This window comes from Micromonospora wenchangensis, assembly GCF_002210435.1.
Taxonomy (GTDB): Bacteria; Actinomycetota; Actinomycetes; order Mycobacteriales; family Micromonosporaceae; genus Micromonospora; species Micromonospora wenchangensis.
The window spans coordinates 1-14,222 of sequence record NZ_MZMV01000074.1 but is presented as its reverse complement, the minus strand read 5'-3'; the positions used below and the strand labels follow the sequence as shown (position 1 = coordinate 14,222).

17 protein-coding genes are annotated in these 14,222 nt (G+C 71.2%); 12 read left to right on the top strand and 5 right to left on the bottom strand.

Annotated elements, in window-relative coordinates; translation table 11 throughout:
• From B5D80_RS28695 to B5D80_RS28675, 5 genes are all read left to right on the top strand, one after another.
• Positions 1 to 540, top strand: coding sequence for a DUF6879 family protein (locus B5D80_RS28695; protein WP_088647059.1), 540 nt, complete (start codon positions 1 to 3; stop codon positions 538 to 540).
• A 93-nt stretch (positions 541 to 633) separates the two neighbouring features.
• Positions 634 to 2,802: an ATP-binding protein gene (locus tag B5D80_RS28690; protein WP_088647058.1), complete on the top strand. Its 2,169-nt coding sequence runs from the start codon at positions 634 to 636 to the stop codon at positions 2,800 to 2,802.
• A complete protein-coding gene (locus B5D80_RS28685; protein ID WP_088647057.1) occupies positions 2,795 to 3,199 on the top strand; it encodes a hypothetical protein in 405 nt (134 codons plus the stop codon). Before B5D80_RS28690 ends, B5D80_RS28685 begins: the two co-directional genes overlap by 8 nt.
• A 602-nt stretch (positions 3,200 to 3,801) precedes the next feature.
• A complete protein-coding gene (locus B5D80_RS33975) occupies positions 3,802 to 4,353 on the top strand; it encodes a hypothetical protein (protein WP_211291688.1) in 552 nt (183 codons plus the stop codon).
• Between the two features lie 369 nt (positions 4,354 to 4,722).
• A complete protein-coding gene (locus B5D80_RS28675; RefSeq protein ID WP_144081792.1) occupies positions 4,723 to 4,965 on the top strand; it encodes a hypothetical protein in 243 nt (80 codons plus the stop codon).
• A gap of 30 nt (positions 4,966 to 4,995) precedes the next feature.
• On the opposite strand, the gene B5D80_RS28670 is transcribed toward B5D80_RS28675, so the two are convergent.
• Genes B5D80_RS28670 through B5D80_RS28660 form a run of 3 tightly spaced genes read right to left on the bottom strand, consistent with a single transcriptional unit; the run spans position 4,996 to position 6,287 of the window.
• Positions 4,996 to 5,196 carry a DUF397 domain-containing protein gene (locus B5D80_RS28670; RefSeq protein ID WP_088647054.1) on the bottom strand — a complete coding sequence of 67 codons (201 nt, stop codon included), beginning with the start codon at positions 5,194 to 5,196 and terminating at the stop codon, positions 4,996 to 4,998.
• Positions 5,189 to 5,416: a DUF397 domain-containing protein gene (locus tag B5D80_RS28665; protein ID WP_088647053.1), complete on the bottom strand. Its 228-nt coding sequence runs from the start codon at positions 5,414 to 5,416 to the stop codon at positions 5,189 to 5,191. The genes B5D80_RS28670 and B5D80_RS28665 overlap by 8 nt, the downstream gene beginning before the upstream one ends.
• Positions 5,409 to 6,287: a helix-turn-helix domain-containing protein gene (locus B5D80_RS28660; RefSeq protein WP_211291691.1), complete on the bottom strand. Its 879-nt coding sequence runs from the start codon at positions 6,285 to 6,287 to the stop codon at positions 5,409 to 5,411. The genes B5D80_RS28665 and B5D80_RS28660 overlap by 8 nt, the downstream gene beginning before the upstream one ends.
• A gap of 340 nt (positions 6,288 to 6,627) precedes the next feature.
• Here B5D80_RS28660 and B5D80_RS28655 point away from each other — a divergent pair, with 340 nt between their 5' ends.
• Together B5D80_RS28655 and B5D80_RS28650 are read left to right on the top strand one after the other, a co-directional pair.
• Positions 6,628 to 6,942, top strand: a complete 315-nt coding sequence (locus B5D80_RS28655) for a DivIVA domain-containing protein (protein WP_088647052.1) — start codon at positions 6,628 to 6,630, stop codon at positions 6,940 to 6,942.
• A complete protein-coding gene (locus B5D80_RS28650; RefSeq protein ID WP_088647075.1) occupies positions 6,939 to 7,193 on the top strand; it encodes a hypothetical protein in 255 nt (84 codons plus the stop codon). The genes B5D80_RS28655 and B5D80_RS28650 overlap by 4 nt, the downstream gene beginning before the upstream one ends.
• A gap of 30 nt (positions 7,194 to 7,223) precedes the next feature.
• Here B5D80_RS28650 and B5D80_RS28645 read toward each other — a convergent pair whose 3' ends face one another.
• Complete coding sequence (locus tag B5D80_RS28645) at positions 7,224 to 8,069, bottom strand: alpha/beta hydrolase (protein WP_088647051.1); 846 nt, start codon at positions 8,067 to 8,069, stop codon at positions 7,224 to 7,226.
• Positions 8,070 to 8,344: 275 nt separating this feature from the next.
• On the opposite strand from B5D80_RS28645, the gene B5D80_RS28640 reads away from it, so the two are divergent.
• From B5D80_RS28640 to B5D80_RS28625, 4 genes are all read left to right on the top strand, one after another.
• Positions 8,345 to 9,277, top strand: coding sequence for an ABC transporter ATP-binding protein (locus B5D80_RS28640; protein WP_088647050.1), 933 nt, complete (start codon positions 8,345 to 8,347; stop codon positions 9,275 to 9,277).
• Position 9,278: 1 nt separating this feature from the next.
• Complete coding sequence (locus B5D80_RS28635; protein WP_245855044.1) at positions 9,279 to 9,962, top strand: ABC transporter permease; 684 nt, start codon at positions 9,279 to 9,281, stop codon at positions 9,960 to 9,962.
• Positions 9,963 to 10,127: 165 nt separating this feature from the next.
• Positions 10,128 to 11,267 carry a sensor histidine kinase gene (locus B5D80_RS28630; protein WP_088647049.1) on the top strand — a complete coding sequence of 380 codons (1,140 nt, stop codon included), beginning with the start codon at positions 10,128 to 10,130 and terminating at the stop codon, positions 11,265 to 11,267.
• On the top strand, positions 11,264 to 11,887 hold the full coding sequence (locus tag B5D80_RS28625) for a response regulator transcription factor (RefSeq protein WP_088647048.1): 624 nt from the start codon (positions 11,264 to 11,266) through the stop codon (positions 11,885 to 11,887). Before B5D80_RS28630 ends, B5D80_RS28625 begins: the two co-directional genes overlap by 4 nt.
• A gap of 33 nt (positions 11,888 to 11,920) precedes the next feature.
• Here the strand turns inward: B5D80_RS28625 and B5D80_RS28620 are convergent, their stop codons facing one another.
• Positions 11,921 to 12,808, bottom strand: a complete 888-nt coding sequence (locus B5D80_RS28620) for a L,D-transpeptidase (RefSeq protein ID WP_245855043.1) — start codon at positions 12,806 to 12,808, stop codon at positions 11,921 to 11,923.
• A gap of 245 nt (positions 12,809 to 13,053) precedes the next feature.
• Between B5D80_RS28620 and B5D80_RS28615 the strand changes: the two genes are divergently transcribed.
• Positions 13,054 to 14,222: ferric reductase-like transmembrane domain-containing protein (locus B5D80_RS28615; protein WP_088647046.1), on the top strand; the 1,169-nt coding region annotated here is incomplete at its 3' end.

The window sequence follows — 14,222 nt, the reverse complement described above, 5'->3', positions numbered from 1 at the left end:
ATGGGGTCGCTCGTCACCGACCCCGCCGCTTTCCAACGCCTCTTCGCCGACTTCCACCACGCCGCCTTCAAGTTGGAGGTCCGCCGGTCGTACGGCGTGCCCGCCGAGGACGAGCCGTTCCAGGTCTTTCTCGCCGGGGGTGACCCGGGCGTCGACTGGCTGCGGCCGTGGCTCGACCTGATGCGGGCCGAGACGGCGAAGGGCAAGCGGGTGGAGCGGGTCCGGGTCGTCGACGAGCCACCGAGCGACTACCTGCGGTTCGAGATGTCGGTGACGCCCCACAACCTCGCGGCGGGCGAGGACATCCGCTACCTCGACCGCCGCCGGGCGACCGAGCTGACCCTGCCGCGGTACGACTTCTGGTTGTTCGACTCGCAACTCGTCGCGTTCCTGCACTTCACCGACGACGACCGGTTCGTGGGCTTCAGCACCACCGACGACCCGGCGGAGGTGTTGAGGCACTGCCAGTGCCGCGACCGGGCCTGGACGAGGGCCACCCCGTTCCCGACGCCGCCCGGCACCGTCGCGGCAGCGGCCTGATCGGCACCGCGATGTCGCCGGGTCGGCACGGACTGTCGGACGTCAATGCGTCGGGCGTCCTTCCGGCCCGCCGACAGGTGCGCGGCCGGTGTCATGAGTGACGACCGGGGCCGGGTGGACAACGATTTCTCCGGCCGCAGCGGGGCGGTGGTCCAGGCCGGGCTCATTCAGGGCGACGTGAACCTGCGCACGATCACGGAAACGCCACTGCCGTCACCGCGGCAGTTGCCTCCCGCGACCAAGGGGTTCATCGACCGCGAGGTGCACATTCAGCAACTCGACTCGCTGCTCGACGAGGTCGAACTGATCACCGACAAGGCGCAACTGCCCGTCGTCACCATCTCCACGATCTCGGGCAGCGCCGGAGTGGGAAAGACGGCGCTGGCCGTGCACTGGGCGCACCGGGTGCGGCAACGCTTTCCCGACGGGGACCTCTACATCAACCTGCGCGGATACGATGCGGTTCCGCCACTGACCCCCCACGAGGCCCTCGACGGATTCCTCCGGGCGATGGACGTGCCCGCCGACAAGGTGCCCCGGGACCTGCACGACCGGACCGCGCTCTACCGGTCGCTGACCACCGGCCGGCGGATGCTGATCCTGCTCGACAACGCCGCCACCGCCGAGCAGGTACGGCCGCTGCTCCCCGCCGCACCGAGTTGCATGGTGATCATCACGAGTCGCAGCCGGCTCTCCGGGCTGACCGTCCGCGACGGTGCCATCCGGGCGGTGTTGGACGTGTTGTCGCGCCACGACGCGACCAGGCTGCTCAGGGTCACCATCGGCGCCGAGCGGGTCGACGGGCAACCCGAGGCGGTGGCCCGGCTGATCGCGCTCTGCTCGCACCTGCCACTCGCCCTGCGGATCGTCGCCGACCGCGCCCGGCTCGACGAGGAACGGCCGCTCGCGGAACTGGTGGAGGAGTTGGCCGCCGAGGAGAGCCGTCTCGACGCCCTGGCCGTCGAGGACGACGACCTGTCGGCCGTACGGACGGTCTTCTCCTGGTCGTACCAGGCGTTGGGGGCCGAGACGGCGCGGGTGTTCCGGCTGGTCGGCCTGCACCCCGGAGCCGACATCGCGGTCGACGCGGCGGCCCGGCTCACCGGGACCGTCCCCTCGGTCGCGCGCCGCCACCTCGATTCGCTCGTCGGACTGCACCTGCTCACCCGCAGCGGACCGCACCGGTTCCGCCTGCACGATCTGCTGAGGCTGTACGCGATGGAACGAGCGACCCTCGACGAGAGCCCGGAGGCCGTCCACGCCGCCCGGGAGCGACTGCTGCGCTGGTACCTGCACCACACCTACGCGGCCTACCGGGCGATCCTTCCGCAGGGCCGGCCCCTGCCCGACGTCGACGTCCCACCCGACACGACGCTCGACGACGCCCTGAAGTGGTGCGAGCACGAACGGCTCAACCTGCTCGACGTGGTCCGCGCCGCGCCCGGGTGGGGCCACCACCGGCTCGGCTGGCAGATCGCGCTCGCCAGCATGGCCTTCTTCGAGCGCCGGTCCTACTGGCAGGCGTGGATCGACAGCCACCTGGCGGGCCTGGACTGCGCCCGTCACCTGGGTGACCGCCGTGCCGAAGGGTGGCTGCTGCTCAGCCTCGGTGACGCCTGGTGGGACCGGGGGGACCTCGACGAGGCCCGGCGCTGCTACGCCGGCTCCCTGGAGGCCGCGCGGGACGTCGGCGACGCCTGGACCACCGGCTACGCCCTGCGCGGATGCGGCCTCGTCGACGAGGACCGGGGTGACTTCGCCGAGGCGACCCGCTACGCCCGGGAGGCGCTGCGGACCTTCCGGCAACTGGGCGAGGAACGCGGGACCGGCCTGGCCCTGATGAGCCTCGGCAACGCGCAGCGCGGCGCGGGTCGCTACGCTGCGGCGCTCGTTTCGTACGACGACGCGACGCGGGTGTTCGAGCGGCTGCGGAACCGGTGGAGTCAGGCGCTGGTGGCACTCCACCGTGGGCAGACGCTGCTGCACGCCGGTGAGCCCGCCCCGGCCCTGGCGGCGGTGACCTCGGCCGCCGCGCTGTTCCGCGACCTCGGTGACCGTCGGCACGCGGCCCTGGCCCGCTCGTACGAGGGCGACGCCCACCTCCGGCTCGACCAGCCGCACGCCGCCCGCGAAGCCCTGGCCGACGCGCTGCTGACGCTGCTGGAACTCGACGACCCTCTCGCGGCGGACGTACGACGACGCCTGGCCGCCCTCGACCACCACGACGCCGCGCCGGAGCAGCAGGGGAAACAGGATGGATGACCCGATTCTCACGGCGGTCGCCGTGGCACTGTCGACCCGCGCCGTCGAGGGCCTCGGCGACGCGGCGCGGGAAGCCCTCGCGTCGGTGATGCGCCTCGTCCGCCGGAAGGCGGCAGAGCACCGCGCGCTGCGGGCCGCGCTCGCCGCCGAGCCCGCGTCCGGCGGGGGCGACGACCGGGCCGTCGCGGTGCGCCGGGCACTGGCCGACGCCGCCGCCCATGATCCGGACTTCGACCAGGAGCTACGCCGCCGCTGGGCGAGCTTCCACCAGACGACCGTACGGGCGGACGCGGTGACCAACACGGTGTCGGGTCAGGTGACCGGCCCGGTGGTGCAGGCGCGCGACATCTCCGGCGGGGTGCACGTGGGGTTGCCCCCGCAGCAGCACCGGCCCTGAAATCACCCAAGGGTCGGGTGGCAGGTGACCGGCGGCGTGGCCTGCATGATTCGCGAATGAAGGTGAGTGGAGCGGTGAGCATCGCCTTGCCGAATCGACGTCGGGCATGTCGACCCGAGAGTTGGTGTGGGTTCCGTCCGATGCAGCAGAATTTTCGCCTGGGCGGATTTTGGTGGTCGAGCACATAACAGCAGCCCGTACCGACGTGTAGCCAGCTCCACGTGCCATAACGCGGTCCGCATCCTTGGTGAGCGGGGACCTCCAAACTCATGTGAGCCTTCAAAGCTCTATGTAGAGTATGCCTGTTTCCGGGAGTTTCGCCGCAATGCCGCTGCCGCCTGGGTCCTGCTCGGCCCGACGTGCCCCACCACGTGGTCGTCCACCGCAATGAGTTGTCAGTGGGGAAGATCCCGCGGCTGTCAGAAGCCCGACACTAATTGGTAATGTTGTGTGGCACTAAAATATATTGCTCTGCGGCGGCTATCGCGAAGCATGGTAGATGCTGCCTTTTGGGTGGTTTGCAATAGACTCTCTTGTGGTAAATGATGTCTTTGGTGGACACTGGCCAGGCCCTTTGTGTCGCCATGGTAGGAGGACGATAAATGATTTCCGGCCCTCCGCATCCTGAGCATTCCAGTGATCGATATCCGACCGATGCTGAAATCAGTTCCATGAGTTCCGAAGAGTTGAGCGCTCTTGCTGAATCGCTAGGTGCTCCGCCTTTTCGGAAGCCTGCACGCCCAGTTGGGGTATGGAAACTTCTCCTTGCGGTCGGGGGAGGCATCCTTCTATTCGGCGCTGGGCTTGGCGTGGGTGCATTGGTGTTCAATCCCTCTGATGCCGTCGGCGTGGAGCAGGGCAAGTCCAAGTTGGTCCTGGCAACTGATAAGTGTTCAGTTGTATCAGCGGATGCACGCATCGGAGACGGGGGTAATTCGCTGACCTTGGATGGCCGAGGTGAGGAGGATTCCGGTCTAGCTTACACGGATATTGTGTGCATTCTAAATGAGCTGGGCGCGCCCGATCACGTTCTTTCTGAGATGGATTCAACTCGTGCTCTGGACGGCAGGCAGTCGGCTCAGTGGGGGGAGATTCGAGCGTCTTGGAGTTATCACCCGGATCAAGGACTCGACCTGATTCTGGTACTGAATTAGCTTGCCGGATTCAGAACGCCAGTGCAGTTCGGCGGCCACTCTACCGCTACATAGCGGCACTCGTAACGTGCCTCCGGCCGAGGCTACGAGTCATTCGGAATGGTCTGTCGATTGAGGTCCCAGAGATGGGCGGTACGACGTCCGGAAGGTCCAGCTTCGCCATGATGCGCAAGTCGCGGCCACCTGCGAGGACGTCGAGGGAAGGCGCGGGCGGCGAGCAACAACGAGCAGCGGCGTTCCTGTCGGCGTTGACCCGGCGCTTCCTGCGGCAGCGGTTGGGCGGCGTGGCGGCGCTTCATGACGTGATGGGGGCGATCGTCGTTGTGCGGCACCCATACTGGGCGTATGACTCGCCGTATCACGATCAGCTTGCCCGACGACGTGGCCGCCTACGTCGAAGGCGCCCAAGGCGACACGTCCGGTTTCATCGCGGGAGTCCTCCGTCGGAAAATGCGGGCGGACGGCCTCCGGGTGCGCCGGGCGCAGCTCGGTTACGTCGTCACCGAGGACGAGGTTGAGTCGACGAGGAGTCGACTGGCAGCTCTGCCTCCGATCAGTGACGAGCAGCACGCCCGGAATCTCGAATGGCTTCGCCAGTTCGACGAGGACTGAAGCGCTACGGCCGGGACGGTCCGGTCTCTCTCAGCCCTGGGGCGGCTGTTGCTTGACACTCGTTAGGAATCGCGTCCATGCCCGGGGTGCGAAGGTGAGAGCGGGACCGGACGGGTCCTTGCTGTCGCGGATCCCGACGACGCCGGGTATGTCGTCGGCGACCTCGACGCAGTTGCCGCCGTTGTTGCTGTGGATGGATTTGCGCCAGACGGCACTGCTCAGGTCAGGCATGGGCGTACTCCCCGGTGGCCCCCGGGTTCAGTGACTCTGCTTTGACGCCGTAAACGAAGGTCGCCCAGGAGCCAGGAGTGAAGGCCAGCGCCGCGCCGGTGGGGTCCTTGCTGTCGCGGATCCCGACGACGCCGGGGAGGTTGTCGGCGACCTCGACGCAGTTGCCGCCAGCGTTGCTGCGAGTGGACTTGCGCCAGACGGCACCGGTCAGATCAGGCACGGGAGTACTCCTCTGCTACTCGCTGGATCAAGCTCATTGATCGGGACTCATTGAGGACACGGCTCGTCATGTCGGCCCAGATGGCGCCATACACGGCCGTCTCGTGCGGCTTGTCCAGGTAGATCGCCCCCGTCGCGGATTCGATGTAGGTCACGGGCGGCTCCACCTCCCTGCCGGTGGCGTCCCGGGGAAACTCCAGCATCGAGAAACCTCCAGCCGTCATTCCGGCGTGTAGTCCGGCAGAAAATTCCATCACTCTCACGGTGACGTTGGGTAGTTCTGCGGCCTTGACGATCTGATGAAGCTGTTCGGCCATGATCTCCTTGCTGCCCACCGGTCGGCGTAGCACGGCCTCGTTGAGTATCACGCTGAGTTGCGGCGGGGAGAACCGGGTGAGCAACGCCTGTCGCTCCACCCGAAGTTGAACGGCCCGCTGATGTGTCTCGTCGTCGCTGGTGTCGATCCCGCCGCTGGGGAGCCGGGAGACACGTTCCGCGTAGGCGCGGGTTTGGAGCAGGCCGGGGACCAGCTCGGACTCGTACTGGCGGATGCGTGAGGCCGCCGATTCCAGTCCGATGTAGAGCTGGAACCAGCGGGGCAGGCCGGAGCCGACGTAGTCGTGCCACCAGTTCTTGTTCTCCCGGGTGGCTGCCGTCATGGCCAGGAGCAACTCGCTGTCCTCGGTGGAGGCCCCGTAGAGGTCGAGCATCTGCTGCACGTCGGCCTGCCGGTAACGGACGTGCTCGGCACCGTTCTCGATCCGGTGCAGGGTGGCCCGTGCCCGGTCCAGTTGCTCGGCGGCCTGCTCCATCGTCAGCCCGGCCGCCCTGCGCAACGACTCGAACTTCCGCCCGATCTGGCGTCGGAGCATCGTCGTCCCGGTCACGGATTGTGACACCATCGTCCTCCCGGCTCGGCTGGCCTGAACACCCTCCCGTCCATTTTCGACGGCCCCGCGTCTCCGCAGTAATGGACACATTACACAGAGTGCCTTTCTATAGCTAGCCGTGCGGTCGCCCAGTGCAATTGAGACGTTGCAATCAGTGGCTTCCGGTGTTTGACTGCTTCGGCGGTCGCTGGGAAGTTCCCGCTGCTCAGTGGCCATCTGAGCCCGTTGTCGTGTGGCTGGTGAGGGTTGCGGCGGCGGGTGCGCGGCGGGCCGGTGGACCCACCCCCGCCCGGGTCGATCGTCAGGAGAGGCAGGTTCCGTCATGCGTGACTTCTTCCGCCGGATACCGGAGGACCGACGGCCGGCGTCGGCGTCGGTGGGGCGTCTTCCTGGCGTACCCCATCGGTTGTTGCCGTGGCAGGTGCGTGCGTGGCGGTTCCGGCCGGCGCGGTTCGGGCGGCGCGGGCTCGACCCGCAGGAGGTACGGGAGTTCCTCGACCAGGTCGCCGGTGAGCTGGCCGCCGTCTACGAGGCGTTGCGGCGCAGCCGGCGGGAGACCGGCCGGATCAGGATCGCGCTCTGCCACCTGCAGGCCGAGCGGGCGCACGGCCGCGACGAACGGGAGTGGGACCGGTGACCGGGCGCTTCGTCATCCACCTGCCGGTCGTCGCCAACGACCTGCTCTCCGCGCAGCGGCTGGCCCGGGTGGTGGCGCACTGGACGCACGTCCTGCCGCAGACCGACCCGGGCGGCACCACCGTCTCCGTCGAGGACGACCAGAACGTCCGCCACTGGGTGTTCTGCGACCGGTCGTTGTCCGGCGGCCGGCGCTGCCTGCTCCGCCCCGACCACGACGGCGAGTGCTCCCGGCGGCGCGCGTGGCGGTGAGGGTACGCCGTCCGGCGGGGCGGTCCCGGCTCAGCGGCGGGACGGGCCGCCCGCCGTCGCCGGGGCCTGCGCCATGCGTACCGCCCAGTCCAGGGCGTAGTCGGCGACCGCCTCCCAGCCCGGCTCACCCACCGTGAAGTGCGAGCGGCCGGGGAACTCGTGGTACGCGGTGACCGCCCGCGACTTCTGGTAGAGCCCGGCGTTCGCCTTGACCAGCGACGGCGGGGCCACGTGGTCCTCGCCACCGGCGATCAGCAGCAGCGGCGGGCGGTCGTCGCGGCCGGTGTCGACGGTCGCGGCGGAGTGCGGGTCGAGGTTGGCGAACGCCCCCTCGAACAGCACGTGCCCGGCGGCGGGAACGGCGTAGCGCCGCCAGGCCCGGTCGGAGTCGTCAGGCTGGAGGGTGTTGCCGAAGGCGTACCGGAACTCGTCCGGGCTGATCTGCACCCCCCGGTGCCGGTTGACCGGGCTGCGCAGCACCGGGTACGACGCCCGCAGCGTGCTGATCGGCAGCCGGAGCACCCCCTTGACCGGGGCGGACGCGACCGCCACGACGGCCGCGCCGAGCCCCCGGTCGGCAAGCACCTGGGCGACCAGCCCGCCGAACGAGTGGCCGATCACGATCGGTGCGCCGGGCAGTTCGCGGATCACCGCCGCGTAGTGGTCGATGATCTGGCGCAGGGTGGTGCCGGCGATCGTGCCGGGGTCGGCGCGCAGCGCGGTCACCTCCCGGTCGAAGCCCGGCCAGGCGGGGGCGAGCACCCGGAACCCGCGTGCCGCGTACCGCTCGGCCCAGCCTTCCCAACTGCGTGGTGTCATCCACAGCCCGTGCACGAACACCACCGTGTCGACCCGCCCGTCCGACGCGTTCCCCATGCGGTCCTCCCCGACCTCGCCCCGACCGCGGCGGCATACCCACCTTCCACCGCCCGATGCCCCGCGCCGGGGGCCTGCCTGTCGGCGGGGGTCGGCGTGGGCCGGCGGACACAGGTCGCTGGGGACCGCTATTCCTGTCAGTCATAAATATGCCCAGCAGGCATACGGCTCGCGTTCGGAACGGACACCGGGTGCGACACCGCTGACATTTGTCACGGGTGGAAGGTGACGGGCGGGCCGGGAAAGGGCGGCCCGGCCGGCGCACGCTCGTTGGCATGAGAAGTGAGTGTCCGGCCGTCGAGTTGAGCGGCCTGCGGAAGAGCTTCGGGCCGGTGACCGCCGTCGACGGGCTCGACCTGACCATCGACCCGGGCGAGGTGGTGGCCTTCCTCGGCCCCAACGGCGCCGGCAAGACCACCACGATCGACATGCTGCTCGGCCTGGCCCGTCCCGACGCCGGGGAGGTCCGGCTGCTCGGCGGCACCCCCGCCGAGGCCGTCCGCCACGGCCGGGTCGCCGCCGTCATGCAGAGCGGCGGCCTGCTCAAGGATCTCACCGTCGCCGAGACGGTACGGATGACCGCGTCCTTCTTCGGCCGGACCCGGCCGGTCACCGAGGTGCTGACCCGGGCCGGGATCGCCGACCTGGCCGACCGGCTCGTCGGCAAGTGTTCCGGGGGCCAGCAGCAGCGGCTGCGGTTCGCGCTGGCCCTGCTCTCCGACCCGGACGTGATGGTCCTCGACGAGCCGACCACCGGCATGGACGTCGAGGGCCGACGCGACTTCTGGCAGGCGATCCGCGCCGACGCCCGATCCGGCCGGACGATCATCTTCGCCACCCACTACCTCGACGAGGCCGACGCGTACGCCGACCGGATCGTGCTGGTCCGGCAGGGCCGGGTGGTCGCCGACGGCACCACCGCGCAGATCAAGAACCTGGCCGCCGGCCGGATCGTCCGGGCCACCCTGCCCGACGCCGACCAGTCCGGCCTGGCCGCGCTGCCCGGCGTGGAGGCCGTCGAGGTACGCGGCGACGCCGTGCTGATCCGCACCGGCGACTCGGACGCCGTCGCCAGGCACCTGCTCACCCGCACCGCGGCCCGGGACCTGGAGATCACCTCCCGCAACCTGGAGGACGCATTCCTGGCCCTGACCGCCACCGACGCCGCCCCCGCCGAAGTCCTCCCCACCGCGACCGTTGGAGCCTGAGATGACCACCTCCGCCCTGACCACCCCTACCGCGGACCGCCGGCCGCCGGCCCTCGGCGGGTTCTCCCCGACGGTGCTGCTGATCGAGATGCGCCGGGTGCTGCGCAACCGGCGGACCCTGCTGTTCACCATGGTCATGCCGGCGGTGTTCTTCCTGCTGTTCGGCCTGCCGCAGCGCGGCGAGACGCTGCCCAACGGCCGGCAGGTGCTCGCCTGGATCATGGTCAGCCTCGCCGTCTACGGGGCGATGGTCGCCACCACCAGCGCGGGCGCGGCGGTCGCCACGGAACGGGCCCTGGGCTGGAGCCGTCAGCTCCGGCTCACCCCGCTGCACCCTGCCGCGTACGTCGCCACGAAGGTTGCCACCGCGATGGTGCTCGGGCTGGTCGCGGTCGTGATCGAGTTCGCGGTCGGGGCCGCCGCCGGGGTCCGGCTGCCGGTGTCCGTCTGGCTGCTGGCCGGGGCGGCGGCCTGGCTCGGCTCGCTGGTCTTCGCCGCGCTGGGGCTGCTCATCGGCTACCTCGGCCCGGCCGAGAACGTCATGCAGTTCATGGGGCCGGTGCTCGCCCTGCTCGCCATGTTCGGCGGCCTGTTCCTGCCGGTGGAGATGCTGCCCGACGTGATGCAGCGGATCGCCCAGTTCACCCCCGTGTGGGGGGGGGGCAACTGGCCCGCGCGCCGCTGACCGGTGACCCGGTGACCGTCGGGGTGCTCGTCAACGTGCTCGGCTGGACGGCGGGCTTCGCCCTCGGCGCGGCCCGGCTGTTCCGCCGCGACACCCAGCGGGTCTGAGCCGTGGCCCCGCACCGGCGGGCCCGGACACGGCAAGGCGCAGACTAGCGTGGACCCGATGGACCTCCCGTTCGACCGGCCGTCGCCGGTGACCCGCCGCTGGCGGGTCACCGGCTGGCTGCTCGCCGGGGTGTGGCTGTTCTTCCTCAACATCCCGCTGTTCACTGCCGTGCACCAGGCGCAACCCTGGCGGCGGGCGGTGGGGGTGGGCACCCTGGTCGCCTTCGGCGTGCTCTACGTGCTGATCTTCCAGTGGGCGCGTAACCTCCGCCAGGCGCACCGGCCGATCCCGGTCGGCCAGGCGCGGGCGTCCGTGGGGCTGCTGCTCGCGTTGGGCCTGGCCGGCATCCCCGGCACGGCGGGGGACTGGCTGACCACCCTGGTCTTCGTCGCGGCGGCGGCGGTGTTCCTGCTGCCCCCGGTGGACGCCCTGGTGGTGGTCGTGCTGTGCGCGCTGACCCCACCGGTCGCCGCCGCGCTGGTGCCCGGCTGGGAGGCGGAGAGCACCGTCGTCTTCGCGGTGCTGCTCGCCTCGTTCGCCATGTTCGGGGTGAGCCGGCTGGCGCAGCGCAACGGCGAACTGCGGGCCGCGCAGGCCGAGATCCGCCGGCTCGCGGTCGCCGAGGAACGCGCCCGCACCGCCCGCGACCTGCACGACATCCTCGGGCACTCGCTGACCGTGGTGGCGGTCAAGGCGGAACTGGCCGGGCGGCTGCTGGAGCTGGACCCGGCCCGCGCCGGCACCGAGATCGCCGACGTCGAGCGGCTGGCCCGACAGGCGCTGGCCGACGTGCGACGTACCGTCGGGGCGTACCGGGAGATCAGCCTGAGCGGCGAACTGGCCGGCGCCCGGACGGCGCTGGCGGCGGCGGGCATCATCGGTGACCTGCCGGACGACCTGCCGACGCTGCCGGCGGCGCGGGAGGAACTGTTCGGCTGGGCGGTCCGGGAGGGAGTGACGAACGTGGTGCGGCACAGCGGCGCGCGGCGGTGCGTGATCCGGGTCCACCCGGACCGGGTGGAGATCGCCGACGACGGGCGCGGGCCGGCCGGGCCGCAGCCGCCCGGCGACGGCGGGCACGGGCTGCTCGGCCTGCGGGAACGCGGCGGGCGGCTCGACGGCACCGTGACGGTCGGCCGGCGGCCGGACGGCACCGGGTTCCTGCTGCGGGTCACCGTGCCGGTGGAGCAGCGGTGAGCGACCCGATCCGGCTGCTGCTCGCCGACGACCAGGCGCTGGTTCGGGGCGCACTGGCCGCGCTGCTGTCGCTCGAACCGGATCTCGACGTGGTGGCCGAGGTGGGTCGGGGCGACGAGGTGGTGGACGCGGCCCGCCGCACCGGCCCCGACGTGGCGCTGCTCGACGTGGAGATGCCGGGGCTGGACGGCATCGCCGCGACCGCCGCGCTGCGGGCCGCGCTGCCCGGCTGCCGGGTGCTGGTGGTCACCACCTTCGGCCGACCCGGCTACCTGCGGCGGGCGATGGAGGCCGGGGCGGGCGGCTTCGTGGTCAAGGACACCCCGGCCCGGCAGCTCGCCGACGCGGTCCGCCGGGTGCACGCCGGGCTGCGGGTGGTCGACCCGGCGCTGGCGGCGGAGACCCTCGCGGCCGGGACGAGCCCGCTGACCGAACGGGAGACGGCGGTGCTGCGCGCCGCCCGGGGCGGTGGCACGGTGGCCGACCTGGCGGCGGCGCTGCACCTGTCCGAGGGGACGGTCCGTAACCACCTGTCGGCGGCGATCGGCAAGACCGGCGCCCGCAACCGGGCCACCGCCGTCCGGCTCGCCGAACAGAACGGCTGGCTGCTCGGCGACTGAACCGGTGCCGGTCGCGGGGTGGGGCGGCCGGGCTCAGGACGTGGTCAGGGCGTCGACGACGACGAGTTCGGTGCCGGGGCGTACCTCGTCGAGGAGGGTCTGCTGGGCGCTGCGGGTCAGCCGGATGCAGCCGTTGGTGACGTCCTCGCCGAGCGTGTCGTCGTCCTGCCAGGTGTGCAGGCCGATGTGCGCGCCCCGCAGCCCGGTGGGCACCGCCTCCGGGTCGTCGGGGACGGCGCCGAGGGCGAAGACGTCCACCCCGCCGTAGACCGGTTCGGGGGGCGGCGTGGTGCCGAGGATGAAGGTGCGGCCGAGGGGGGTCTCCTGGCCGGGCTGGCCGAGGCTTACCGGCCAGGTGTGCACCTGTCGACCGTGCCGGTACCAGGTGAGCTGGTGGGTGCGCCGCTGCACCACGATCTGGTCGCGCAGGACGACCGGACTCCAGCCCCCGTCGGGCAGCCAGGCCAGTCGACGGCTCGCCGAGGGCAGCAGGACCGCCGTCCAGCCGGTGCGCCGCTGCACCACCGGCATGGTCAGCTCCACCCCGCTGATGGTGGGGGCGAGCAGGGCGCGGGGGCGTCCACCAGGTGCGTCGTACGCGGCGATGTTCCGGGTCGGGGTGACGCCCTCGGTCAACGGGGTGACGTCGAGCGGGTGCGGGTCGGCCGGGAAACCGGCGGGGGCCGGGTCGTAGTCGATCACAGGCAGTCCGGGTGGGGCCGGTGCGGCGGGCGGCACGGTCTCGTCCTCGTGCGGGACGGCCACGGTCGGTGGCGGGGCCGCCGCCCGCCGGGTCGGGGCGGGTGCGTCCGAGCGCAGCGCCACCCCGACGAGCAGGGCCAGCACCAGCAGCGCCGGTACGCCGACGACGGCGACGAGCGGCCCCCGGCCCCATCGTTCGATCATCCGGTCAAAAGCCACGAAACCACTCTAATGGGCAGGTAGCTCCACCCGACGTGAATCGTCCCGACGGGCCCCCGATCCCCGGCCGGCCACGCGGCGGGACGTCGTACGCCGGGCCCTACACGCGTCCCGGACCGGGCCGGTTCGACGATCCGCCGAGAATTTTCGGCGGCGGCACTGATCCGTACGCGCCGGAGGTCCGTACTGGAGGTGGGAGCAGGGTCGGCCGGTGGTGGCGCCGCCGTTAGACGATCGAGGAGCAGATGGCCCGGGCACAGCAGAACGAGAAGGCGGCGACCGTCCGGACCTCCACCAGCAGCCGTGGTGTCCGGACAGTGTCGAAGGGCACGATGGCGCTGATGGTGGCGTCCGCGCTGGGGCTGCTCTGGGCCGGCGTCGAGATGACCGGCAACGGCGCGGCGATGTACGCGTACGGCTTCTTCTTCACCGAGTTCTTCGCCGGGGTGGTCGCCCTGGTGTCGCTCAGCCTCACCGTGATGATGGGCCTGCTCGCCACCGACCGGCTGGTCCTCATGATCCGACACCGGGTGCTCCTGCAGTCCGCGCACCGGGCCACCGGCATCCTCGGCGTCGTCGGCCTGGTCTTCCACGTCATCACCAAGATCGCCATCGGGCGGGCCGGACCCACCGACGCCGTGGTGCCGTTCATCGGCGGCAGCGGGCTCTACGTCGGGCTCGGCACGGTGGCCGCCTTCCTCATGGTGAGCGTGCTGTGGACCGGCATCATCCGGGTCCGCTTCGCCGGGGTCGGGCCCAAGTGGTTCTGGCGCAGCCTGCACTCCCTGGCGTACCTGTCCTGGCCGTTCGCCCTGTTCCACGGCCTCAACGCCGGCCGCGCCGCCAAGTCCTGGGTGGTGCTCAGCTACCTGGCCTGCGTCCTGCTGGTGGTGGTGGCGCTGATGGTGCGGCTGTCGGTCTACCTCGGCAAGCGCAGCCGCGAACAGCAGCAGGCCGCCGCGCTGAACAAGGCCATGACGGGCAAGGGCGTCGACGAGGGCAAGGGCCGGACGCTGCTCACCGGGCTCGGCCGCAAGAAGGAGGAGGAGAAGGAGAGCCGGAGCAGTTGGGCCGAGACCGCCCTCGCCCCGTCCTGGAACGCGCCGACCGGCAGCGCCCGGCGTCGGGACCCCGAGCGGTTCACCGTCCCGGTCGTCCCCGAACCCGGCACCCTGCGCGAACCCGTCCGGGGCGGCCGGGGTCGTACCACCCAGGAGACCGCGCCGGCCCCCCGCCGCGAGCGCGACCTGGAACCGGCCGCGCGTCGCCGGACCGTCGAACGGGACGACCGGGACGAGCGGCCCCGCCGCCGCGACGAGGACGTCGCCCCGGTGTCCGGCGGTCGGCGCTCCCGCTACGAGGAGGACGTGGCCCCGGTCTCGGGTGGTCGGCGCTCCCGCTACGAGGAGGACGT